Origin of the sequence: Granulicella sp. dw_53 (genome assembly GCF_018449545.1) — a bacterium.
GTDB lineage: Bacteria > Acidobacteriota > Terriglobia > Terriglobales > Acidobacteriaceae > Edaphobacter.
In genome coordinates this window covers 115,823-139,395 of the sequence record NZ_JAAVUR010000009.1, presented here as the reverse complement: position 1 = coordinate 139,395, position 23,573 = coordinate 115,823, and the positions used below count along the sequence as shown (strand labels likewise).

The following is a 23,573-nucleotide window of genomic DNA, read 5'->3' as shown; positions in this document are numbered from 1 at the left end:
ATTATCTGAACAATTTTTGCAGGCCTTGTAAGTGTGCTGAAGGAAGCTGCTACCCCTGACTGGAGAATGACTCCATCCTTCTTCATCAAATAGGGAAACGCTGTCGCCGCAGCGGGAGCGCTGTAGGATGTTCGCAGAGGGCAACTCCGTACAAGTTCCTACACATGAATCAATCTGACTCATCGCTTGCATCTCCAACTAGTCCATCAGACGCTTCCCGAAGGCTGCTACCTTGGCTGGTTGCCGTCGCATTTTTTATGGAGTCGTTGGATACAACAATTCTCAACACTGCAGTTCCTACCATTTCTTCAGCGCTTGGTGTCGCTCCACTCAGCATGAAAGCGGTACTGGCGAGCTATACGCTGAGCCTTGCGGTCTTTATTCCGATTAGCGGTTGGATGGCGGATCGATTTGGAACCCGGAGAGTATTCTCATCCGCAATCGGTCTATTTACTCTGGGATCTTTCCTATGCGGAGTCTCAGGTAACATCCATCTGCTCGTTGCGTGCCGCATCCTGCAGGGTTGCGGCGGAGCAATGATGGTGCCAGTAGGCCGCCTCACTCTGGTCCGAACCTTTGCCAAGTCAGATCTCCTGCGCACCATGAGCTTTGTTTCGATACCGGCGTTAGTCGCTCCCATGTTAGGACCCATCGCGGGCGGCCTGATCGTTGCCTATCTTCACTGGCGCTTCATCTTTTTCCTCAATATCCCGATTGGCCTGGCAGGCCTGATCCTCGTGTATTTGCATCTGCCGGACTACCGCGAAGAGAAGACTCATCCGCTCGACGTTGTCGGGCTCATTCTGTTCGGTTCCGGAATTGCTTTACTGTCATATGTGTTGGAGATATTCGGTGAGCATGCTCTGAGTTCGCGGGAGATGTCTGGACTTTTGGCGTTGTCTCTCATGCTGCTGGCTGGTTACGGAGTCCATGCTCGCAGCCTTCCATTTCCTTTGCTGCAGTTGAAGTTATTCCGTATCCGCACGTTCCGTGCTGCTGTGAGCGGAAGTTTCTTCACTCGTCTGGGAATCGGCGGCGTGCCCTTTCTCCTGCCGCTCCTCTATCAAGTAGGCTTGGGCTTCACTCCGATTCAATCCGGCTTGCTTGTCATGCCGCAGGCAATTGCAGCGATGAGTATGAAGGCGATCATGCCACGGCTGTTGCGCCGTATTGGATATCGTGGCGTCCTTATCTCCAATACCTTGATCCTTGGTGTCCTTCTCATGGTGTTTGCAACTATCGGTCTACGAACCCCTGTTTGGGCTATCGTTCTCCAGGCCTTCCTCTATGGAGCCTTTACATCTTTGCAATACACGAGCATGAATACACTCGTTTATGCCGACATCGGGGAAATAGACGCCAGCAGTGCGAGTTCCATTGCAAGTACGATGCAGCAGATGTCCATCAGCTTCGGTGTAGCAACTGCAGGCATGGCTACGGCGTTTTTCATTCCGAGCACACACTCTAACCCGGTCGAAATGATTCACGGGATTCATAAGGCGCTCATCGCGCTTGGAGTCCTGACCATCGCCTCGACTATTGTCTTCCGCAGCTTGAAGAGCAGGGATGGAGACGATGTAAGTCAGCATAAGGTCATGCACCCGGGAGGCTGACCTCTCACGTACGAAAGGTTCGTTCACCGTCCAGGGCCGAATCGGAACTGCACTTTGCCGAAGTATGAGCGTGAATCTCCGACAAATCCGCCCGCTCCGTTGGAGGCAGTGAAGTAGAGTGTGTCAGTCAGGTTGCGCACGCCGAAGGCGCCTGTCAATGCATGTGTGCGGAAGTTTACAACGAGATCTGCAGTGGTATACGAAGGAATGGAGTTCGTGTTGAGCAGATCGGCAAACATGCTACTGCGGTTCGTAAAGCCACCGGCGAGAGTGATGATGTCGTGGCCGCCGAGCGGAAGGTCATAGCTCGTCCATAGATTGACGATACGATTGGGGACGCCTTGCGGACGGCGACCCGTAGCTGCGGGATTAGATGGATTATCCGTCAGTGAGGCGTGCATCCCCGTGGCATTTGTATTCAGCTTCCAGTGGCGCGAAAGCGACAGCTCAACGTTGCCCTCTCCGCCCTGAGTGAGCTGGTCATTGAAGACGGGGATGTCACTCACGAGCGAGAAGACGTTATTCCGCATGACGTGAAAGGCAGCGGCCGTAACCATGATGCGGTCGTTGAGCGCTGCAACCTTTACACCGGCTTCGTACTGCATTCCAGTCTCGGGCGCTTCTACGCCATTTTGTGTGGCTTCAGAGTTGAAATTCGCGAGATTGCTGTGCGCTACGCCGAAGAAAGTCGAGACACCAGGCAGAATGCGATAGACAGTGCCGACGTTCCAGCTAAACGGCGTGTCATTGCGCGTGTAGACGTTGGGAGGTTCGATGAGTTGACCGTTACCCAGACTCCGCCCCGGCACAGTGACCTGCGGAGAGAGTCTTGTCTGCCACCAATCCTGCCGCCCGCCAATGCGCAGCTTCCAGCGGCTGGTGAGGTCGAGCTGGTCGGTCGCGTATAGGCCCTGATAGTTGGCACTGAGATCATCAAGGAAGCCGGAGTGCGTTGCATCGCGCAGAAAGGCCAGGCCATTCCGTGTCGTCTCCGGGATGACCGGGGCAAAGATGTTGGCGATGCTGGGAAGATCGGCAGTGGAGCGGTTCGCTAAGATGCTCTGGTGCTGTGCTTCAACGCCCGTAAGTAAAGTATTGCGTACTGAACCGATACGGAAGGTAAAGACAGGCTCAGCCTCGTAGTCGAAGTCGTTGATGGTGTCGTGCTGGCTGCGCAGTTGCCGCCCAGTGAACGCGTCTCCGACGATCGTGCCGCCATCGCCATTTCGTAGGATCGCCAGGTTCCGGTACATGTACGAGAAACGGTTGTTCACGGTGACGAAGGGGGCTGCCTGCCATACGTCCGAGGCAGTAAAGCGTCCAATCGTCTGGTTGCCGAAGCTGAAAGGCGTAGAGTATTTCGCTTCCCGCCCGACGCTCGTAAGAGGCGTATGGTTGACGTAGAGCAGTCCGGCTGGGTCGGGCGTGCTCTGCAGATCGCGACCGTCAAAGGCCAGCAGAAGAACATTGTGGGCCGTGGTCAGGCCAAGCACGGGGCGCAGTTCGTAATCGGCAGCAGCGAGAGAGCGGAAGCCGTCCTCGTGCTGCGCCATGCCATCGACACGGTAATCTAGTCCTTGCAAGCCGGTGCCGCCAGTGAGGAACGTCGTCCCGGAGTAGAGACCGAACGATCCCGCCTGGAACTGTGCGCCCGCGCCAAACCTAGGTGACGGCGTGTAGTGGACGAGGTTGATGGTACCTCCGGGAGGTCCGCTACCAAAAAGCGAGGAGCCGGGCCCTTCAAGAATCTCAACGCGTTCGACGCCGTTGAGCGAGTGCGGAATGCCATTTCGTTCGTCTCCGTCGGAGAAACCGTCATTGAAGATGCGGGCCTCGAGACCTCGGATCTGAAAGCGGTCCGCGAAGCCGAACCCGTCGCTGCCGCCCTGGATGACACCGCTGGCGTTGCGCACGGTGTCTTGAAGGACGAGGTCGCCCTGCTGCTCGGAAAGTTGATGGCCGATGACCGAGATGCTCTGCGGAATGTCCTGAAGAATGGTGCCGGTCTTGCCAACCGTGGGCGTCTGTTCGAGCGTTTCGACATTCCCCTGTACGATGATGGACTGCGAGGCAGACTCCAATTGCAGTTGGACTCGCCAGTCGAGCGGCTTGTCCGCAGCGACATGAATGGAGGAGTTTTCATAGCGGCCAAAGCCGGCGACTTCAACGCTGAGCGTGTAGCTACCGCCCTGAAGCGTCGAGAAGCCATACGCCCCGCCGGGGTCAGAGGTTGTGGTTTGGTGGATACCATGGCCAATGAGAGAGACGCAAGCGCCATTGACAGCCGCGCCGGTGGGATCAAGAACAGTGCCGTGGATGGATGCAGATTGTGCGGCGGCAGAGAGTGTTGTGAAGAGGGCAAGGACGCAGGCGAGCAGATTAGTCTTGAAACAGCAGGGCGACATGATTTCCTTGGAGCCGCAGAATCTCATTTGCGACAGATTTGGTCCTAATTATTTACGACCAATTCAGTCTTGATTAAAGATGAGAGCCAGTTGTCACAAGAAAGTCACCGAGATGTCTCATTATTGTCACGGGCGGCGTCCTTTGAGCTATTCAAGATGAACTTCTGAAGGAAGTTAACGGCGCACTTGTTAGATTTTGAAGACGTGAACAGATTATTCACGCTAGGAATTGTCTGCAATTCCAAAACTGCAGCAGAAGACGGGTTCGCCAGATTAGAGTTCGCCTCGTTTCATCTTCCCCACGGCATAGTCGCAGGCACGGGCAGTGAGTGCCATGTAAGTGAGCGACGGATTGACGCAAGCCGACGAGACCATGCAGGAGCCATCGGTCACGAAGAGGTTCTTCACGTCGTGGGCCTGGTTGTGCTCGTTCAGGACAGAGGTCTTCGGATCTCGTCCCATACGGGCGCTTCCCATCTCGTGGATGCCTTCTCCGGGCAGCGACTGCGCCGTCGAGGCGACGATGTCTTTAGCCCCGGCGGCCTCCAGCATCTCCGCGGCGGTGACGGACATGTCTTTGTAGATGGCGAGTTCGTTGGGTCTCCATTGGCAGTTGATCTTCAAGGCTGGAATACCCCAGGCATCGACCTTGTTCTTGTCGATCTCCAGATGGTTATCGTGATTGGGCAAGCACTCTCCGAAGCCGGTAAAGTTGAAGCGCCACGGTCCAGGGTTCTTCAGCATATTCTTGAAGTCGACGCCAAAGCCAGGCATATCGCTGCCCCGCTCCCACCCCTCGCGGTGTCCTCCGCCCTGGAAGCCGTAGCCTCGCAGGAATGCAGGATGCTTCTGCTTGATGTTACGGAAGCGCGGCACATAGATGCCGTTGGGACGATTGCCCATCTGTATGTGATCTTCGTGGCCAGGGATAGTTCCGGTTGCGCCACCCTTAAAGATGTGGTCCATAAGGTTGTGGCCGAGCTCTCCGCTGGAGTTGGCGAGGCCGTTGGGGAACTCGGGCGTTGTGGAGTTCAGCAGGATGCGTGCGGATTCCAAGGTTGATGCGCAAAGAAAGACGATGCGTGCATGAAACTCCATTGCTTCGCGAGTCTGACCGTCGATCACTCGTACTCCGGTGATCTTCCGGGTCTTGGAATCGAAGATCAGGCTATGCACGACGCTGAAGGGACGCAGGGTGAGTTTTCCCGTCTCCTGCGCGGCTGGCAATGTAGAGTTGACGCTGCTGAAGTAAGAGCGGGTGATGCACCCGCGCTGGCAGGGACCGCAGTAATGGCATGCGGCGCGTCCGCGGTGTGACTCGGTCAGAATTGCGACCCGGCCAATAGTCATCATGCGGCCGTCCGGAAACTTCCCAGCGATCGCTTCTTTGACCGCCAGCTCCGCGCAGTTCATCTCCATGGGAGGAAGAAACTTGCTGTCCGGTAGATGAGGAAGTCCTTCCGCCTGACCACTGACGCCGATGAAGTCTTCGACGTAGTTGTACCAGGGCTCAATGTCCTTGTAGCGGATCGGCCAGTCGACGCCGAGCCCCTCTTTCAGGTTGGCTTCAAAATCGAGATCGCTTAAGCGATAGGTCTGCCGCCCCCACATGACGGAACGGCCGCCGACGTGGCGCCCACGCAGGAAGAGGTATGGCTTATCCGAATCGGTCGTGTAGGGGTTCTCCTTGTCATCTACGAAGAACTTCGCGTTCCACTCATCGCCTATCTGGGACTGGATGGGTCTGTTGATCGACTCTGCTTTTCGGTCTCGCAGACCGCGGAACTTCACGCCCCAGGGTGGGACATGCTCGACGTAGTCGACCTCCGGAACGATAGAGCGCCCGGCCTCAAGAACCAAGGTCTGCATGCCTTTTTCGGTCAACTCCTTGGCGGCCCAGCCGCCGGACATGCCCGAGCCGATCACAATTGCGTCGTAAGTATTCGCCGCCATGGCTACGCCACCCCCGTAATGGCGACACATCCTGCGTGGCTCGAAGGAATGATCGATTTGTGCAACTCAACCTCAAATCCAACCTGCGACGTGTAGTAGCCGAGGAGAGTGAGCTTCTTCATCATGCCGAAGAAGTTGAGCGGAGCGATCGCCGGCTTGCGGCTGATGGCCTCTGCCGTTGCCTGCTGCTTGCGGGCCACAGCAGCCTCGTCGTCGAGGACCTTCATCAACTGGAGCTGTTGAGCATTAGTGCAGTCCACAAACTGCTTGCCGAAGAGCTTCTCACTGCGCTGATCCACGTCCGCCAGTCCGGCGAGAAAGCGTGCGGTGGTTGCATCGTCGTACCACTCCGCGAGGATCAGATCGATGAATTCGTTGACCTTTGCAGCCTTGGCGCCAGGAGTATCTGTCTGAGGGAGGATCAGCTCGGCGATGATGGTTACAGTGGCGTCCTGATGGGAGTTGAGCGCCTTCAATCCCGGAGCCTCTGCAAGTCCAGCATGAATGCTGCGGAACATGGAGAAAGCATCCGGTGTTAGAGCGGGCAGGACCGCTGCCGATGCGAGCAACTTCAACACTTCCCGACGTTCCATCTGAATTCCTCTTTCAAGTCTTGGCAATAGGCTGCCTTGTCGCGGCATCCATGATACCTCCGCAATTTTGCCCTTTGCACATATATTCCCGATAAGACAAATCTGTTCACACTTTTTCGTCTTTCTTTACCTTGAGGGGCGGCTGGACTCTCGTCTCTCGCTATCTCTGGACCCCACAAAAATCAGCTCTCGGTGAAAAAAGACTGAACAGATCGGCAGCATTCGGAATATATAGGCAGACACCCTATTCAACGGAATCTTCGGAGCAGTCCGACAGCCGTGTCTGTGGTGGACGTCGTGACCTTATACAAAGGATTTTATTGAATGCGCTCGAACCTCCAATCTGTTGTTTTGTCTCTCGTGATTGCTTTATCTGCTCAGCAACTTGCCCTGTCGCAGGCGCCTGGTAGTGCCGCAACGGTCGGCACCGGTGAGATTCGAATCCATGTGAAGGACCCGAGCGGGCATCCGGTGCAGGCTCAAGGGACGCTCTTCGGACCGACCGCGGGCCGCAGCCGCAACGTTGAGATCGCTCCGGACGGTTCGGCGAACGTGCCGGACCTGCCCTTCGGCCGCTATCAGCTTCGCGTAACTCAATCCGGCTTTTCGCCGCAGACCATCAACTTTCAGGTTCAGTCGTCTACGCCGCTCAAGCGCGAGATTCTGCTCAGTCTTCCCGGCGTATCGACCACAGTAACGGTTATTGCGTCGAACCCAATCGGTACGCTCGATGTTCCGATATCGGATGTGCCGGTGCCCGTCCAAACGCTCACCTCGCAGACGATTGAAGACACCAATGCGATCGACCTGACCGACGTACTGAAGAAGCGGCTGAACGGCGTCTATGTGAATGAGAACCAGAACAACCCCTTCCAGCCGGACGTAAACTACCGCGGCTATACGGCGTCGCCGCTGGTGGGTTCTCCTGCCGGACTCTCCGTTTATTTGGATGGAGTGCGTCAAAACCAGCCCTTCGGAGACGTCGTCGCATGGGACCTGATCCCGAAGGTTGCGATCACTTCCACAGAGTTGATTCCGGGTTCGAATCCGGTCTACGGATTGAACACATTGGGTGGAGCGATCGCGGTCCAGACCAAGAACGGTCTCTCCAACACCGGATTTTCCATCACCGGATACGGTGGAAGCTTCGGCCGACGCGCGGTCGACGCGGAGTACGGCGGCAGCAACAGTGCCGGTTTGAACTGGTACGCCGCTGGTACTCTCTTCCACGAAGATGGCTGGCGTGTCCAGTCACCCTCCGGCGTGCGGCAGTCCTTCGCCAAGCTGGGCTATAACCGCGAAACGACGATGTTATCGCTCTCAGGCGGATATGCCATCAACGACCTCACCGGCAACGGGACACAGGATTTTCGCGCTATCGCCAGGACTACTGGTCTGAACCACGGATACGACAGCGTCTACAGTATTCCTGACCGGACGATGCAGCACTCGCCTTTTCTCACCTTCAATGCTACCCATGCGATCAATAGCAGCATCACGGTCAACGGTAACGCCTATCTCCGGTATATTCGGACCAATACCACCAACGGCGATATCAACGACGACTCCTTTGACCAGTCGCTGTATACCTTGAGCAACGCTGATAAAGCAGCGCTCACTGCGGCGGGCATTCCTTTCCCCGCCACCATTACTCCGGCAAATACTCCCTTTCCATTCTTGCGCTGCATTGCGCAAGGTCTGGAGCTGAGTGAGCCCGGGGAGAAATGCACCGGAGTCGATACCGACACCGTCGATAGGCAGCATGCGTACGGTCTTACCGGCGTCATCTCCTGGCGGACAGCTCACAATCAACTCGCAGTGGGCGCGGGTTGGGATCATGGCTCACTGACCTTCCAGCAGAGCGCGCAGTATGGTTATCTGAATCCGGACGGTATTACCGTAACTCGTATTCCGGTGTTTCTGGATGGATCGACCAACGTGGACGACGTTCCCCAGGATAACCGTGTGAATCTGCACGGCAGCACGAATACACCCAGCTTCTTCCTCTCCGACACACTCTCCGTAGGTAAGTGGGTTTTGACTGCTGCGGGCCGCTACAACCACACCAATATCAATAACCTCGATCGCCTGCCACCTGTGTCGTATCGCGGCACGCTCACTGCGATCAACACCTTCCAGCGGTTCAATCCCTCAGCAGGAGTTGTCTACAAGGCATCGGATCGGTTGCATGCTTACTTCGACTACAGCGAGAGCAGCCGCGCTCCAACCTCGACGGAGCTTGGTTGCGCTGATCCGAATTTCCCATGCAGTCTGCCGAATGCACTCGTAAGTGATCCGCCATTGAAGCAGGTGGTTAGCCGGACTTACGAGGCTGGCCTTCGCGGCAACCAGGACGGCGCGATTCGGTGGAGTGCAGGTTTCTTCCACACGAACAACTACGACGATCTGCTCTTTGTTGCATCCCAGCAGACGGGATACGGTTTCTTCCAGAACTTTGGCAAGACGCGCCGATTGGGGGTCGAGGCGAATCTGTCCGCGCATCTGCACAACCTGGATGCCGGGGCGGAGTATACCTTCCTCAACGCCACGTACCAGAGCAGCCAGACGCTGGGCAGTGGCAGCAACAGCTCGAATAGCAACGCAACAAGCGGCGGAAAGGGCATTACCGACGGAGGTAACATCACCATCAGTCCGGGTAACCGCATTCCGCAAGTTCCACAACACCTGATGAAGCTCTATGCGGACTATCATCCGCTCAAGAGACTCTCTGTTGATGCGGACCTGAACCTGATCGGAGCCTCATACGTCCGTGGCAACGAGAATAATCAGCACCAGCCTGATGGCGTGTATTACCTCGGTCCAGGCCAGAGTCCTGGCTATGGCGTTGCGAACCTGGGTGCACGCTACAAGATCAACGCACACTACGAACTCTTTGCGCAGATCAATAACCTGCTGAATCGGCATTACTACACTGCAGGACAATTGGCCTCTACTCCGTACGACAATAGCGGAGCCTTTACGCCTCGGCCGTTTGCCTCCATCACGTTCGATGGAGACACCGCGTTCCCGATCCGAAACAGCACCTTCTTTGCACCCGGAGCGCCGATCACCGTCTTCGGTGGTCTGAAGGTCTCCTTCGGGAGAAGGTAGAGCGAGCGCAGGAGAGCCTGCTTTGACCTCGAGGGGGTGTGGCGACTAAATATTAATACTGAGACCTGCGTTGCCCCGCCTAGGATGAGAGGATTCTATCTGGGGTGATGCTGGATGCTAGATATTGTCGAGGTGTCGTCATGATCGAATTATCTAACTTTCGAACTGGGAGAATAGCGCTCGACCACGGAGCTGGCGAGATGCCTGTACTCGGGTTTGGCACACTGATTCCCGATCCAGCTTTGACGATAACGGCTACCAGGGATGCGCTGGAGGCTGGGTTTCGACACTTCGACTGTGCGGAGCGCTACCGGAACGAGCGTGAGGTAGGCGAGGCTCTGCAGGCCGGACTTGCCGCTGGCGGGATTGCTCGTGAGGACATCTTTGTTACCACAAAGTTGTGGAACACCAATCACCGGCCTGAGCGCGTCGCACCAGCTTTCGAGGCGAGTCTGGAGAGGCTTAGGCTTGACTCTCTGGATCTCTATCTCATTCACACTCCGTTTGCGTTTCAAGCAGGGGATGAGCAGGATCCGCGGGATGAGAACGGCAAGGTCATTTACGACCGAGGCGTGACATTGCTCGACACCTGGAGGGCGATGGAGAGCCTTGTGGACCATGGCAGATGCCGGGCCATCGGACTCTCTGACATCACGTTGGATGGGCTGTTGCCCATCTACGAGGCGGCTAGAATCAAGCCGGCTGTCGTCCAGGTGGAATCGCATCCTTATCTTCCGGAGACGGAGCTTCTGGAGTTCTGCAAGGAGAAGGGCATTGCGTTCTTGGCTTTCGCTCCTTTGGGTCATGGGATGAGGCCAGGGCCGCTCGAAGATCCGGTGATTTTGGCGATCGCCGCACGGGTTGGAAAGACGCCGGCGCAGGTGCTGTTGGCCTGGGCGGCGCAACGCGGCACGGCGTTGCTTACAACGCCCAGGACTGCGGAGCGGGCGAGAGAGAACTTCGACATCTCTGCGCTTCCGGAAGATGCGCTTGACGAGATCAATCGTATTGAGACGAGACAGAGGCTCAATGACGTGGTGAATACTGGTAGTCCGGGTTTCATTCCACGAGTTAAATCATGAAAGCCAACAGCACCTGGAGCGATCTATGCCAGAGGAACAGATACGGGAAGCCCTGAATGCGCATTGGCTCGCGTCGGCAGCCGGCGATGCAGACGCGGAGCACGATATTTACGATGACGACGCCATCTGTGACTATCCTCAATCCGGCGAGCGCATCCTTGGACGAAGGAATTTGCAGGCCTTGCGGAGTCATCATCCGGGCAAGCCGTCGGGCTTCAACGTCCGGCGAATTCTCGGTGGAGGGGATCTCTGGATTACGGAGTACACGATCACTTACCAGGGGCGACCGGCATACACCGTGAGCATCATGGAGTTCCGCGACGGTAAGGTGGTGCACGAGACCCAATACTTCGCGGATCCCTTCGAGGCTCCGGCCTGGCGGAGCCAATGGGTTCAGCGGACCTCGTGACCCTGGTGACGACCGCCCTACTGCTGGGTTAGGGGGGCAACCCCCTCCCCCCTTGCCTTCGCGTAAGCGCAATGGTTGCAATCACATACGGTGCAGAGGCCTCGCTAAATAGGTGCAAGGAAACGACTTGCGTCCAAATACGTCCAGCAGCAGGAGTTAGGTTGTTAAAGAGCATAAGCCCCGTTGCCGGGGCTTTTTCTTACTGTCTCTATTCTATCAATCTGACCATAACTAACATGCCATTTTGATTTCTTTTTTATCTTGTTTCGTTTGTTTGGGTTATTGCGCTTTGGCTGTTTTAAAGACTTGACACCGGTTTATGATTTGCGCGGAAGGATGGGTATCCGGGCTGTTTGGGTTGGGTGACGCGTAAAACAGACAACGGCAAGAACAGGCAACGGCAAGTGCAACCACAGGTCCTTCGACTGCGTAACTCGCGATGGGGCTGCAAGTTACTTCGCTCAGGATGACAATTTGTGTGTTTATGTGAAGGCGTTGTCGAGCAATGATCTGATGGACCGAGGAGCGAGCTTAATTAGCCTTCCATGTGTTGCGAAGCGAGATGGCAGATAACAGACAAAGACTAAAGTTACATCTTTGAGATGCAGGTTCGCAGCCTGTTTCTTCCTTCGACTGAACTCACGTTCTTAGCAGCGCACGTATCTCGAATCGGAACATATCGTCGAAGGTGCAGAACTCGGGGATGCCAAGCTCGATGACTGGGGCGGCGGCGACGATTGCGGGAACGTGATGTTTCAGGATGTCCTGATGCTGGACTGCCTCTTCCCGGGTGAGCGGCTTCATCTGATAGGCGAGGCTCACATGAAAGCCATAGGTCGCGTGATCGGGTGTGCGGAAGCGGAAGATCTCCTTTGCCATGCGATCGCGCAGGTTGCGAAGGTTGGCCTCTTCGCGCTCGTCGGCTGTAACGATGCGCAGGCTGCTGACACGCTGAGGACCCAGCGTCTTTTCCACGTCTACACGGACACGGATCGGTAGATGCCCGGTCATCCGGAAGGAGGCGATTCGCTCCTGGACGATGCGATTGCACTCGCTCATGGGGGCGTCGATCGGGATATCCGCGGGCCAACCGTAGAGCGTACGGTCCTGATCGTTGGCTCCGGGGAAGACCGTCATGTGGTAGCTATCGCTTGGGAGGATGCCGAGTTTGTGAGCGAACGAGCAGGAGCGGAGGGCGTCTCCAAGGGCTGCGGCCGCGTCGCGGACCTTACTCTGCTGCGGTAGATGACAGATGAGCGTATTGCCTGCAAAGGGTCTGTGTACTCCTGCAGAGGTGAACTTCAGGGAGGCATCCTTCGGGGTGGGCGCGAAGACGGGGTTTTCATCCTGTGTCTGTAGAGGGGCGGACTGGGCGTCGAGCGCATTTGGAAGCAGAGCCGCAAGCGATACGGCGGAGGAGTTCAGGAGGAATTTGCGGCGAGTGGAGAGGGTGGCGGAGTGCGTCAAGATCGGGATCCTTTTTCGAGTGATAGATAAGGGAGCGACTGTGTAAGAGGAGGGCGAAGGTCGATTTCCCCGGGAGCAGGACGGCGGTCTGGCTGCCGTCCTGCTCCCGATGGAGGAAGAGCTCAGAATGCGAGGCGCAGGGCTAACTGAACCTGACGGGAAGGGAAGACGCTGCTGCTTCCGCTGAAGGTTCCGAAGCTGGCATTTGGACTCAGCACGCCTGTGGCGCCTACTGTGCCGATGTTGGTGTTTGGGCTGATGTAGTTGGTTGCGTTGAGTACGTTGAAGGCTTCGATGCGGAACTCAAGCGTCTGACGCTCAGTAAGGAGGGAGAACTTCTTGTGAGCAGCTAGGTCCAACTGTCCGAAGGCCGGTCCGCGCCAGCTATTGCGGCCTGCGTTGCCGAAGAGCTGAGCGCCCGAGGGAGCCGAGACTGCCGCGGGATTGAAGAAGCCGCCGAGGGCGCTGGCACTCTTGGTAAGAGTCTTCCCGTAGACGGCGTTGACCGTACTGGTGAGATTGGGTCGAAGCGCATAGACCGCGCTGGTGGTGGAGACGACCTGATTGGTATTGGCGGTGTAGGCGATGTTGATCGGCACACCGCTGGTGACGATGTTGATGCCGGTCAACTGCCATCCTCCGAGTACCTGCTGTTGCCAGCCGGGGGCGCTGCCGCCCCAGCGGCGTCCGTGGCCGAAGGGGAGGTCAGCGATGATCGAGGTCGTATCGTTCAGGGGCTGGTTGTAGCCCGAGGCTCCACGATCTCCGTTGATGTTGGCGACGTTCACGACGGCGCTGTCACCGTTGTTGGCTTCGAGGTCAGCGGAGGAGTTGTTGATGCCTTGCGACCAGGTGAAGGAGTTGATGAGGAAGAGACCGTTGGTGAATCGGCGCTCGAGCTTGGTCTGCAGTGAGTTGTAGGTCAGAAAGCCTGCGTTGCTCTCCGTCAGGATATCGGTGAAGTTCTGTATCGGTCTGCGGTTGAGCAGCGATGCACTTCCGGTTGCTGTGCAACTGCCGCCCGAGATCTCCGCAGCGGTACAGAGTCTCGCTTGATTGGTATCGAGAAGCGCGGCGATGTGGACCGCATGATTGCCGACGTAGGAGACTTCGAGGGTTGTCTTCTGGGGCAACTGCTGTTGCACGGAGAGGTGGAAGGCCTGCACGTAGCCGTTCTTGAAGTCCCTGGGTTGATACCGTGTCTGAGCTCTGGTGGTCGTGAAGTTGCTCGGTCCGGCGAAGTTGGTCTGGTATCCGTCCTGGGTGCGGCGGAAGCAGGTCGTCGGGTCCTGGGTGAGCGAGGTGCAGATTCCCTGGCCTGGCGTTTGGTTGACGGGCAGCGTTGCTGAGTAGTTATCCGGTCCGTTGTAGGCCAGAAGACCCTCTCCACCGAAGCGGAAGAGGTAGGCATAGCCGATGCCGTATCCTCCACGAATCACCGTTCCGGGAAGCGCCTGGAAGGAGAAGCCGAGACGAGGACCGAAGTCCTTGTAGTCGGGGTTGACGAGCGCGCGGTCCGCAAGGGAAGAGCCACCCACGAAGTGAAGCTTGTAGACGTGACCTGGAGTGGTGCTGTTCACATCGGTTCCGGTACCTGCGTGCAGAAGCTGCTGATTGACCGGATCGAAGTTGAGGATCTTGTCGTTCTGCTCATAGTTCGGCGACATGAACTCGTAGCGCAGACCTGCGTTGATGGTGAGATTGCGGAGTAACTTCCAATCGTCCTGGATGTAGCCCATGTGCCAATGACGAAGATAGTTCACCTCGTTGACGGCGTTCAGCGAGTAGTTGTTGCGTGCTCCGAAGAGGAAGTCACTCAGGTTCGCCGCCTGGACTGTGGTGGCAGGGCCGGCCGAGCTGTACTGTCCGGAGTAGGTGTCGGAGCCGAACTTGGGATGAAAGTCCGAGATGGCCTGCGAGAGCCAGCCAAACTCATACCCGACCTTGAGGCTGTGCCTGCCTTTGATCCAGGTGTAGTTGATCTTGGGGTTTGCTTGCGTTGGGTTGGTAAATTGAAGAGCCGAGGATTGCGCTCCGAACTGGGTGAAGCCAGTGACCGTCTGAGTGTTGAGGCCGCCTGTGATGCTCGGATCCTGCGGCACGTTTGGAATGCCTGCCAACAGGTTTGGCTGTCCGAGAAAGACGGGTTGCTTTCCGCTTTGGGTCCAGGTCTCTCCGAAGCGCAGCTCAAGGATGGAGTTGGCCGAGACCGTCCAGTTATAACCTGCCGCCAGTTGACGGGTGCGTGCGTACAAGGTTCCACTGCTGTTACCTCCGGCTGCGCCAGGAAACGGTGGCGGTTGGAAGGTCTGTCCCGCGCGCTGGCTGTAGCGGAAGAAGCCGTTCTGAGTCGGTGTGAGGTTGAAGTCGACGCGTGCATCTCCCTTGTTGTCCGTGACGGTGCTGGCCGGAAGATACTGAAAGTTATTCGCGGTCAGTGCGGCACCGGGGATGTTGGGTGTCGGTAGAAGCTTGAAGACGGTGAGCGCGACTGGATCGATATTGGGATCGGTAAGCGGCACCTGTCCGTTGGTGTAGATCACTCCCGTGTATGGATTCTTGATTGGAACGGGCGTCCCTGTGGCTGTTCCATCCACGGTAAACAATCCACCGAGCTCGGCCTGCGTCGGGAGAATCGCCGTGGTCAACTGGTGCGCGACTGAGCGAAGTCCCTCGTAGTCGACGAAGAAGAAGAGCTTCTGTTTGAGGACCGGTCCGCCGAAGGTTCCGCCGAACTGGTTCTGAACCAGCGTCGGCTTGACGCCGGTGCCGACGAAGGGGCCGAAGGCGTTCAGCGCGGTATTGCGCAGATAGTCGTACGCGCCGCCGTGGAAGCTCTGGGTCCCGCTTCGGGTGGTTGCATTGATGATGGCTCCCCCTGCACGGCCGTACTCGGCAGAGTAGTTGTCGGTCTGAACCTTGAACTCCTGAATGGCGTCGGGGGATGGGATCACGGCCTGGTTGGAGAAGCCTTGATTCGCCTCCTGGTAGGCGTTGTTGTCGATTCCATCGAGTTCGAAGTTGTTGGACTGCGAGGTCAGTCCGTTGACGTTGTAGGAGGCATCGCGTGGGGGATTGGCTACGACCGTTCCATTCAAAGACTTGCTGACGCCGGGGACCAGGACGGAGAGGTCGGCGTAGGCCCGGCCGTTCAGAGGCAGTGTGACGGCTTCGGCGCCCTGCACGGTCTCGCCTCGGTCGCTGCTGTCGGTCTCCAGTTGGCTTGCTGCTCCGGAGACGGTTACGGTCTGGCTATCTGCTCCGAGCTTGAGCGTGACACTGACTCGCTGCCGCGCTCCCACGTTGACCGTGAACGGATCGGTTACGGACTTGGCGAATCCGGGGGCCGTCACGCTTAGGCTGTATTCGCCCGGCTGTATGTTAGTGAACTCGTAGTTTCCACTTGCATCCGTCTGGCGGGCGATGGTGGTGCCGCGTCCGGCATGGATCAATGTGACGGATGCGGATGGAACCGATGCGCCGCTGGGATCCTGGATGGCTCCGAGCACGCTTGCGGAGTCGAACTGGCCTCGGGCAGTGGCGGATAAGAGGAAGAGGAGAACGAGGCTCACTATGCTGATGCGGAATTGATTTCGAGGGCGGGTCGACGAAGGGAGATGAGTCTCTCCTTCGGTTCCCTCGCGTGTTGCAGATGCTTGTGTCATGGCTTCAGCTCCTATAAGTGCGGCAGATGGGTTTTAATGCACGGCCTGGGATTGTTCCTTCTGCAGAACTAACATTGGGTCGAGAGGCCGCCAACACAATTCACGGCATCTGCCACCGTCACATGCCTAACTCTTTCGCTACTCGTGTCTTAGTGGAGATTCGATGTAACCGATACAGTGAATAGAGTGTTTCAATTCGTTTACGCCGCGTTCACAGGCGCATGGTTTACTGACATTTCATGATTGAGGCGTGACATGGTCTCTACCAAAACTGAGGAGCTCGCTAACCCTGGCGATGTGACAACCGATAGCCGGCGAGCCTTGGTGTCTCGAGTCGTGGGGTCTTCGGTATTTGCGAAGAGCGAACGTCTCTCCACCTTTCTTTCTTTGGTCTGTGAGCTTGCCCTGACTGGCAGGGCGAGTGAGATCAATGAGCAAAAGATCGGCAGCATGCTCTTTGGACGGGCGGCGGATTTTGACTCGTCGGTCGACGGGATCGTGCGAACGCAGGCCAGCCGCCTACGCCAGCGGCTCGACCTTTACTTCAATGGAGAGGGCGCGAACGAGCCGGTCCGCATCGTACTTCCCAGGGGTACGTATGTTCCTTTATTTGAGCGGCGGTTGCCGATAGAGGCTGCTGCTTCCGCTTTGCCGATTTCTGAGCCGGTGCAGGAGAGTTTTGTTGAGCGCGGTTTTCTCGACACCAAGAAAACTGGCGTCCGCATCAGTCTGGCTTGGGTGCTTGTGGTGGTTCTTTCGATTGCGGTCCTGATTCTGCTCTTCAAGGTGCGGTCTCCTATGAGCCGCGAGGCGTCCGCGCAGGTTCCGGATCATCCGCTCTGGAGCGTCCTGTTTCGGCCCGAGCAACGAACCATGATCGTTCCTGGAGACAGCGGTCTCGTGATGTGGCAAGGGCTTACACAGAAGAAGACCGGTGTCGCGGAATACCTGAACGGAAGCTATCGTGTCGAGGCGCCAGCCACACAGACGGTAGAGCAAAGGAGCGTCGTCGATCTGGCGAGCCGGCGGTACACCTCGATCGTAGACCTGGACATTGCCACGGCGTTCGCTCGTATCGCGGATGCCAGGAAGAGCACATTTGAGCTGCGGTACGCGCGGGATGTGCGGCCAAATGATATGAAGGACGGGAACGTCGTGCTCATCGGAGCGTCCGCGGCGAATCCTTGGGTCGAGTTATTCGAACCCAACATGAACTTTGTCTTCTCGGATCCGATGATTCGCCGCTATACCGTGCTCAACCGGAAGCCGGTGGGAGGCGAGCCGTCGAGATGGGATTCGAACTATGACGATGCTCAACATCGTGTCTATGGCGTTGTGGCGTTTCTCCCCAACCTGGGTGGGAAGGGGAATGTTCTCATTCTGGAAGGCACTTCGATGGCAGGCACCGAGTGCGCGTGGGACTTTGTTGCGGATGACTCCTCCCTATTGCCTCTTCTGAATCGTATCCGGCGTGCGGACGGAAGCATCCCACATTTTCAACTGGTTCTGGGAAGCAGCAACATGAATGGCAGCTCGGGGAAGAGCAGCGTTCTTGCGTGGCGCGTTACGGATTGATGTTGCTGTTTTGCTTGGCCCACGAGGTTAGGTGTGGCCGATATCCCTAAGAGGGGCGGCTGCAATTCCCTTGCTAGGTGAAAGTGGACCAGTTCTTCGTCGCATTGTGGACCTTCTCTCCAATCCGCATAAAGCCTAGTGTTGTGGTTGCGAGGAGAGAGACATGCAACCAAGGATCAAAGCACAACCTAAGGCAAGCTCAAAACCCATACTGGTGCTGGCGTTTTTCATCGTCAGCACCCTGCTCACACCCAACACGATGCTGGCGCAGAGGGCTGTCACGCCGCCGGCGGCGCACGAGACCATTACCACTCTGATAACGAAAGATCTGGCAGGGGTTCCCGGCGAGCAATCTCTGATGTACACCGTAGACTTTCCGCCGGGCTTTTCGAGCCCTGTCCATCGGCACAATGCGCAAGTATCGGTTTACGTGCTGGAGGGCTCCGTCGTCATGCAGGTGAGAGGGCAAAAAGAGCTCACTCTGGGGCCGGGCCAGACCTTCTACGAAGATCCCAACGATATTCACGTCGTTAGCCGGAATGCGAGTAATACAAAGCCAGCAAAGTTCCTTGTGTTTCTGGTCCATAAGAAAGACGCTCCGCTGGTGATACCAGCAAAGTAAGCCAACCGTTGCGAACGATTCTGTTCGCACAAACTGAATTGAGAGGAAATAAGATGAGCACGATTACATTGCGGGATTCTAAGTTCGCAAGCTATGCGACCCTATTGTTGAGAATCGGGCTCGGGGTTGGTTTCTTGTCGGCCGTAGCCGATCGGTTCGGTTTATGGGGAGCGTTTGGGCAACCGAATGTCGAGTGGGGAAATTTCTCACGATTTTTGGACTACACGCATACCCTCATTTGGTATTTGCCGGCCGGAATGACCGCACCCCTGGGGATCGTCGCTACTATCGCTGAAATTCTCTTTGGTGTTCTTCTCCTCGTCGGCTGGCACACGCGTGCTGCCGCACTGTTAGGTGGTCTTCTTCTACTGACGTTTGGGACGGCGATGACGATCGCGTTGGGAATCAAGGCGCCCTTGAACTTCGCAGTCCTGACGGGAGTGGGAGGGGCGTTCGTTCTTGCGAATTGCGAAAGCCTTCCATTCAGCGTCGATGAGTTGCTGTCCCGGCGAACCGCTGATCCGTTCGCCCAGCGCGTCCACGAAGGATGAATTGCTTCGGCCTCATTCTCGAGCGGCGAGGCGCCGAATATTGCAACGTATGTGCTTGAGAATAGCGATCCTTCGTATGTCAGGCTGCCAGTGCGGATCCACCATCCAGCGGCAGCCAGATAGCGAAGACCGTCCCGCTCTTCTCGCCGCGACGGGACCTGGCCCGGATCAGGCCACCATGCTTCTCGATGATCCCGCGGCTGACCCATAGCCCGAGGCCGGTGCCGGACTTCTCCTTCGTCGTCTGAAACAGCTCGAACAGCCGTCCAGCCATATCCGGATGAATACCTTCGCCTGTATCGGCCACGGTGATCCGTATCCCCGCCCGCTGCTCCTTCGGATGGCAGACAGCGTTCAAACGAATCAACAGCCGGCCGCGGGAGGGCATCGCATCGAGCGCATTTCGTATTAAGTTGTTCAAAACCTGCCGGATCTCGCCCTCCAGGCAGATCACCCGTGGCGTCTCTCGAACTCTCCACTCCGTATCGATCTTGCGCAGCAGCATGCGGCCGGAGTACAGCGCCATCACACTCTGCGCCAGGTCATGCACATCCACCTCAATCGGTTTGCTGGTCTGCCGGTGGAACCTCAGGGTCTGCACTGTAATCTCTGTAACCCGCGAAAGTTCCTTTTGTGCAATCCCGACGTACTCCTTTACCTCTTCCAGCGAGTCAGACAGCCGCATGAGATACAAAAGATTGGTCAAGGACTCCAAGGGATTGTTGATCTCGTGCGCAATCGTAGATGCCTCCTGCCCCACGGCAGCCAGCTTTTCCAGGCGACGCAACGCGTCTTCCTGGAGCTCCTGTTCGGGTGTGGTAGGTCGATTTATCATCATTCCTTGGCCCGTTTCCTTCGCGCGTCGATGGAAACTCTTCCTCGAAAATCAGATGCACGATTTCCCTCTTGCGGCAACCTTGGAATCTCCAGTAACCCACACTCTCGCACCGAATTAGGGAATCCTGCCAACTACTCGAGGCATAGATCCCTCTACGCGTTGACCATCCGCTCCTGAGCCCGCTATACTCGTACCTATGTGAGCGGGAGTAGCTCAGTGGTAGAGTGCTTCCTTGCCAAGGAAGATGTCGCCGGTTCGACCCCGGTCTCCCGCTCCAAAAGATGCAACCGATGCAGTAGACACAAGGTCGAACCCGCACTTCGTCTACAATCACCAGGGCCGATAACCATCGGTCCAACCCGAGGCGCGGTACCCAAGTGGTAAGGGAGAGGTCTGCAAAACCTTTATGCGTCGGTTCGATCCCGACCCGCGCCTCCAAATCTCCTCAACAACTTAAAGACCGGTGAAGATGCCCCGGTTGCCAAGACGGGCTCCAATCCCGATAAGCCACAACTGCAAATCTCCTATGGTCTAGAGAAACGCCAGCGTCGCCTGAGCGGATGGGTGGCTAACTGTTTCTCTCTTCTGTTCTTTTATGGGGGTGTGCAGTAAGTCATGAAGCTGCTTGGGGTTACAGCGCAGGATTACTCGGGCGTGGCAGGAAGATTGACCGCGATGCGAGGTCCGGAGATGACGTTGGAGCGGCGACGCACGATATGCGGCGTAATTAAAAGGATGAGGTCGCTGGTGTCACTTACCGTGGTCTTATCGGCGGTGGCGGTCTGGAAGCCAGGGAGCTCGGAGAGAGCGGGGAGACCGTTGATGGCCCCGGACTCCTGTTTGCTAACCGCACTGACCATGAGGGCGGTCTGGCCATCGGCGATGGTGATATCCGAGGTGAATTGGCGACTGTTCAGAGTGGGGATGTTGTTGATGCTGCTGCCGGAGAGAGCTTCGATCTTGAAGTCGATGTGGACGGTGACGTTGTTGGTCTTCTGGACGGTGGAGGTGGCCTTCAAGGTGACACCGAGGTCCTCGAAGGAGATCTGCGGGACGGTGAGCGAGTTGTTCGCGAGCAGGCTGGCGGCGCTGACTCCGCCGATGGAGACGCCAGCCAGGGCGGAGGAGCCGAGGGTGGAACCGGCCACCGTGTAGGTGGAGGTGGTTATGGGATAGCGGCTGCCGGCTCGGAAGGTAGAGGATTGGCGGTCGCCCATGCGAAGCTGTACGTCGTCGAGGACGCGGGTGTCGCTGGAGTTGAGAGAGAGTGTGAAGGTGGGATTAGCGTTGGTGGTAATGCCGGTGGCGGTGAGGCCACCTCCCACGAAGCCGAGGGTGTTGGAGAGCAGCGCACTCTGGACCACACCCGAGGCGATGAGGGCCAGGGCGATGGTGATGTCGGAGGAGCCGGCGGGGATCAGCCCCTGGGCGATGGCCTGGTCGACGGTACTTTGGTTCGCGGTGACCAGATCGTGCGCGGCGCCCTGGACGTTATAGAGCCCGATCTGCTGGGGGAGTTGAGCGCCTATGTTCCGGGTGCGGGTCTTGTCCACGGTGTAGAGCTTGAGGTCGAGCAGCACCTCGCTGCCGCCGTCGATGAGGTCGGCGAGCGTGTAATTCAGCGCAGACATGATCGACTCGGGCGCGCGAACCACCATGGAGCCGAGGCCGGTCTGTATGGTGACCTGTTTGAGATCGAAGATATTGCGGACGACGTTGCTGAGCTCCGTCATCTGCTCCTGGGTAAGGGCAGGGATGTAGATCGTCTCTTCGAGCAGACGTTCGAGGCGCTGACGGTTTTCGAGGGTGTCCTTCGCGATGAAGACGCTATGGGCGTCCAACGGAACCGCAAAGAGGCGCGACATATCAAGCAGGATGGGCATCGCCACGTTGTAGCGGGTGTTGTCGAGATCGAAGCGGAGACTCTGGGGGGTGACGGAGGTATCGAAGACGGTGCGGATGCCGAACTTGCCCGCGACGCTCGAGATGACGTCCTGGACGTTGGCACGAAGATGAAAGCTTTGGGTCGCTTCACTCGGCAGTAAGGTGATGGGTCCGGTGTAGGCGATTCCTACGTGGGCCGGGTCGAGAGTGGGGATGAAGCCGGGGGGCAAGGGTCCGGCGTCGGCATGCTGGGTGATGATGGGGTTCTGAGGATCGATCGCGCGGGCCTGGGCGAGAAGGGTCTCGGCGGTATCGTTGTGGCCGAGGAGGCGCGCCTTGCTGGCTTGCTGGACGAGATCCGTGAGGTGGTGCTCGCGGGTGAGGGCCAGGGCCTGGGCGTACTCGGCGTTGTGAGGATTGAGGCTTACCGCTTTGGCGAACTGAGCTTCGGCGCCGGCGAGGTTCCTGCGATCGAGGAAACGGGCTCCGTTGAGAAAGGCATCGGCCGCGGCTTGAGACTTTCGTTTGTTGGTGTCGGGAAGAGGGACCGTGGTTCCGGGGACGGGAGCTGCCGTGTCGGGCTTTGGCGATTCCGCAGCCGGTGGAGCTGCGGGAGCCGGGGATTCGGGAACCGGAGCCGGGGGAGCTGGAGGGGTAGGGGCCTGGGCGAAGCCGCCGACCGAACCGCAGGAGAGGGCCAAGGCGAAGGCCGGAAGGGAGACGGCACGCGCAAATACGGCGAGGCGAGAGTTTCGAGACGGTCGTCGTGGATTTGGGTCGTGCGTCATGGTGCTGCCAGTTAGACGAGGTGAGATGCTAACGGGCGTTGGCGATGCGTGGTCCAAGGGGAAGACCGTTGCTTCGAGCCCCGTTTTGTTGCACGCGGGCGGGACGCTCGCTGCTGGGAGGACGGCGCATGCCATTGCGGATTCCGCCTTCGCGGATGTAGTCGCGAATCTGGGCGGTATCCATCTCGAGCTCTGTGAGGGTGCGGCTGAGGGTGTTGCGGTGCATGCCGAGCTCATCTGCGGCCTTGCACTGATTGCCCTTGTGGTGGGCAAGGACTTCGAGGATGTAACGCTTCTTGAATTGGCGCACGGCATCGGAGTAAGCGATACCGGAGCTGTGCATCTGTGTGATGAGACCGTCAAGTTCGCGCTTCAAGTTTGCCTCGCCTATACGTCCAAAGTTTGGGACCGCAACTCCATTGTGACCTTACCGGGGCAGTTTGATCCAATCGGGCCCACTATGCTTGAGCTGTGCAATGCCGTTTAGAAGTTTCTGTTGGAGGCCCCGCGGTACAACGAAGGATACCGCATGAACCCCCGCAAGGAAATAGGGAGTTAAGCGAGAATTTTCAACCCACGTAGATTGAGGCAAAAACGCCGTCGCGGCCATCAGGAGCGCGACCCCCAGGAGGCAGCCGCGGACGATTCCGAAGAGCGCGCCGAGGAGGCGGTCGAAGAATCCGAGCCCGATGGTGTGAGCTGTCCCGCGGATGAGACGGGCCGCCAGGTAGGCGATCAGCATGATGCCGAGGACGATGAGCAGAAACGCCACGATGTTCCAGATGGAGATCGCGGCGTTGAAGATGGGGCGGAGAAGCCTTTGGAGCGGAGGCGCGAGGCGCTGGTAGTTCCAGCTGGCGATGAGAATGCCGGCGATAAGTCCACCCAGGGAGAAGAGTTCCAGCACGATGCCGCGCAGGAACGCCCGGATGGTGGAGTAGGCGAGGATGGCGACGAGCAGCCAGTCGACGGCGTTGAGAGAGGCTAACGTGATGGTGTTCATAGGCTCGATCGGAT

Annotated in this window: 16 protein-coding genes and 2 tRNA genes; 9 read left to right on the top strand and 9 right to left on the bottom strand. The window is 57.6% G+C overall.

Features of this window, described 5'->3' with window-relative positions:
- Positions 1-164: 164 nt before the first annotated feature.
- Complete coding sequence (locus HB393_RS15515) at positions 165-1,613, top strand: DHA2 family efflux MFS transporter permease subunit (RefSeq protein ID WP_213806091.1); 1,449 nt, start codon at positions 165-167, stop codon at positions 1,611-1,613.
- A gap of 23 nt (positions 1,614-1,636) precedes the next feature.
- Here HB393_RS15515 and HB393_RS15510 read toward each other — a convergent pair whose 3' ends face one another.
- The 3 genes from HB393_RS15510 to HB393_RS15500 form a co-directional block, all read right to left on the bottom strand.
- The gene (locus tag HB393_RS15510; protein WP_213806090.1) at positions 1,637-4,018 is read right to left on the bottom strand and encodes a TonB-dependent receptor; all 2,382 of its coding nucleotides are present in this window, start codon (positions 4,016-4,018) and stop codon (positions 1,637-1,639) included.
- 273 nt (positions 4,019-4,291) lie between these two features.
- Entirely contained in the window at positions 4,292-6,001 is a 1,710-nt protein-coding gene (locus tag HB393_RS15505; RefSeq protein ID WP_255551188.1) for a GMC family oxidoreductase, read from the bottom strand.
- The gene (locus HB393_RS15500) at positions 5,974-6,564 is read right to left on the bottom strand and encodes a gluconate 2-dehydrogenase subunit 3 family protein (RefSeq protein ID WP_213806089.1); all 591 of its coding nucleotides are present in this window, start codon (positions 6,562-6,564) and stop codon (positions 5,974-5,976) included. Before HB393_RS15500 ends, HB393_RS15505 begins: the two co-directional genes overlap by 28 nt.
- 324 nt (positions 6,565-6,888) lie before the next feature.
- On the opposite strand from HB393_RS15500, the gene HB393_RS15495 reads away from it, so the two are divergent.
- The 3 genes from HB393_RS15495 to HB393_RS15485 all read left to right on the top strand — a co-directional run bounded on the left by HB393_RS15495 (position 6,889) and on the right by HB393_RS15485 (position 11,166).
- Positions 6,889-9,675: a TonB-dependent receptor gene (locus HB393_RS15495; protein ID WP_213806088.1), complete on the top strand. Its 2,787-nt coding sequence runs from the start codon at positions 6,889-6,891 to the stop codon at positions 9,673-9,675.
- Positions 9,676-9,815: 140 nt separating this feature from the next.
- Positions 9,816-10,757, top strand: coding sequence for an aldo/keto reductase (locus HB393_RS15490; RefSeq protein ID WP_213806087.1), 942 nt, complete (start codon positions 9,816-9,818; stop codon positions 10,755-10,757).
- A 25-nt stretch (positions 10,758-10,782) separates the two neighbouring features.
- Positions 10,783-11,166 (top strand): nuclear transport factor 2 family protein, encoded by a 384-nt coding sequence (locus HB393_RS15485; RefSeq protein ID WP_213806086.1) that lies wholly within the window; start codon positions 10,783-10,785, stop codon positions 11,164-11,166.
- 639 nt (positions 11,167-11,805) lie between these two features.
- On the opposite strand, the gene HB393_RS15480 is transcribed toward HB393_RS15485, so the two are convergent.
- Positions 11,806-12,633 carry a DUF1868 domain-containing protein gene (locus tag HB393_RS15480; protein ID WP_213806085.1) on the bottom strand — a complete coding sequence of 276 codons (828 nt, stop codon included), beginning with the start codon at positions 12,631-12,633 and terminating at the stop codon, positions 11,806-11,808.
- A 122-nt stretch (positions 12,634-12,755) separates the two neighbouring features.
- Complete coding sequence (locus HB393_RS15475; protein ID WP_213806084.1) at positions 12,756-16,298, bottom strand: TonB-dependent receptor; 3,543 nt, start codon at positions 16,296-16,298, stop codon at positions 12,756-12,758.
- A gap of 255 nt (positions 16,299-16,553) precedes the next feature.
- Between HB393_RS15475 and HB393_RS15470 the strand changes: the two genes are divergently transcribed.
- The 3 genes from HB393_RS15470 (at position 16,554) to HB393_RS25295 (ending at position 19,046) form a co-directional block, all read left to right on the top strand.
- Positions 16,554-17,873 (top strand): hypothetical protein, encoded by a 1,320-nt coding sequence (locus HB393_RS15470; RefSeq protein ID WP_213806083.1) that lies wholly within the window; start codon positions 16,554-16,556, stop codon positions 17,871-17,873.
- A 163-nt stretch (positions 17,874-18,036) separates the two neighbouring features.
- A complete protein-coding gene (locus HB393_RS15465; RefSeq protein ID WP_213806082.1) occupies positions 18,037-18,495 on the top strand; it encodes a cupin domain-containing protein in 459 nt (152 codons plus the stop codon).
- Positions 18,496-18,752: 257 nt separating this feature from the next.
- Positions 18,753-19,046, top strand: coding sequence for a hypothetical protein (locus HB393_RS25295; RefSeq protein WP_255551187.1), 294 nt, complete (start codon positions 18,753-18,755; stop codon positions 19,044-19,046).
- 79 nt (positions 19,047-19,125) lie between these two features.
- On the opposite strand, the gene HB393_RS15455 is transcribed toward HB393_RS25295, so the two are convergent.
- Positions 19,126-19,884, bottom strand: a complete 759-nt coding sequence (locus HB393_RS15455) for a HAMP domain-containing sensor histidine kinase (RefSeq protein WP_213806080.1) — start codon at positions 19,882-19,884, stop codon at positions 19,126-19,128.
- A gap of 202 nt (positions 19,885-20,086) precedes the next feature.
- On the opposite strand from HB393_RS15455, the gene HB393_RS15450 reads away from it, so the two are divergent.
- Together HB393_RS15450 and HB393_RS15445 are read left to right on the top strand one after the other, a co-directional pair.
- Positions 20,087-20,161 (top strand) — tRNA-Gly (locus tag HB393_RS15450).
- Between the two features lie 86 nt (positions 20,162-20,247).
- A tRNA-Cys gene (locus HB393_RS15445) sits at positions 20,248-20,322 on the top strand.
- A 206-nt stretch (positions 20,323-20,528) separates the two neighbouring features.
- Here HB393_RS15445 and HB393_RS15440 read toward each other — a convergent pair.
- The 3 genes from HB393_RS15440 to HB393_RS15430 are packed head-to-tail and all read right to left on the bottom strand — an operon-like array spanning position 20,529 to position 23,559.
- Positions 20,529-22,556 carry a hypothetical protein gene (locus HB393_RS15440; RefSeq protein ID WP_213806079.1) on the bottom strand — a complete coding sequence of 676 codons (2,028 nt, stop codon included), beginning with the start codon at positions 22,554-22,556 and terminating at the stop codon, positions 20,529-20,531.
- 28 nt (positions 22,557-22,584) lie between these two features.
- Positions 22,585-22,932, bottom strand: coding sequence for a helix-turn-helix domain-containing protein (locus tag HB393_RS15435; protein WP_213806078.1), 348 nt, complete (start codon positions 22,930-22,932; stop codon positions 22,585-22,587).
- Positions 22,933-22,983: 51 nt separating this feature from the next.
- Positions 22,984-23,559, bottom strand: a complete 576-nt coding sequence (locus HB393_RS15430; protein WP_213806077.1) for a CvpA family protein — start codon at positions 23,557-23,559, stop codon at positions 22,984-22,986.
- Between the last annotated feature and the right edge of the window lie 14 nt (positions 23,560-23,573).

Coding starts and splice junctions, on each gene's coding strand:
- HB393_RS15515 (WP_213806091.1), top strand. CDS start 165: ATGAATCAATCTGACTCATCGCTTGCATCTCCAACTAGTCCATCAGAC.
- HB393_RS15510 (WP_213806090.1), bottom strand. CDS start 4,018: ATGTCGCCCTGCTGTTTCAAGACTAATCTGCTCGCCTGCGTCCTTGCC.
- HB393_RS15505 (WP_255551188.1), bottom strand. CDS start 6,001: ATGTGTCGCCATTACGGGGGTGGCGTAGCCATGGCGGCGAATACTTAC.
- HB393_RS15500 (WP_213806089.1), bottom strand. CDS start 6,564: ATGGAACGTCGGGAAGTGTTGAAGTTGCTCGCATCGGCAGCGGTCCTG.
- HB393_RS15495 (WP_213806088.1), top strand. CDS start 6,889: ATGCGCTCGAACCTCCAATCTGTTGTTTTGTCTCTCGTGATTGCTTTA.
- HB393_RS15490 (WP_213806087.1), top strand. CDS start 9,816: ATGATCGAATTATCTAACTTTCGAACTGGGAGAATAGCGCTCGACCAC.
- HB393_RS15485 (WP_213806086.1), top strand. CDS start 10,783: ATGCCAGAGGAACAGATACGGGAAGCCCTGAATGCGCATTGGCTCGCG.
- HB393_RS15475 (WP_213806084.1), bottom strand. CDS start 16,298: ATGACACAAGCATCTGCAACACGCGAGGGAACCGAAGGAGAGACTCAT.
- HB393_RS15470 (WP_213806083.1), top strand. CDS start 16,554: ATGGTCTCTACCAAAACTGAGGAGCTCGCTAACCCTGGCGATGTGACA.
- HB393_RS15465 (WP_213806082.1), top strand. CDS start 18,037: ATGCAACCAAGGATCAAAGCACAACCTAAGGCAAGCTCAAAACCCATA.
- HB393_RS25295 (WP_255551187.1), top strand. CDS start 18,753: ATGACCGCACCCCTGGGGATCGTCGCTACTATCGCTGAAATTCTCTTT.
- HB393_RS15455 (WP_213806080.1), bottom strand. CDS start 19,884: ATGATGATAAATCGACCTACCACACCCGAACAGGAGCTCCAGGAAGAC.
- HB393_RS15440 (WP_213806079.1), bottom strand. CDS start 22,556: ATGACGCACGACCCAAATCCACGACGACCGTCTCGAAACTCTCGCCTC.
- HB393_RS15430 (WP_213806077.1), bottom strand. CDS start 23,559: ATGAACACCATCACGTTAGCCTCTCTCAACGCCGTCGACTGGCTGCTC.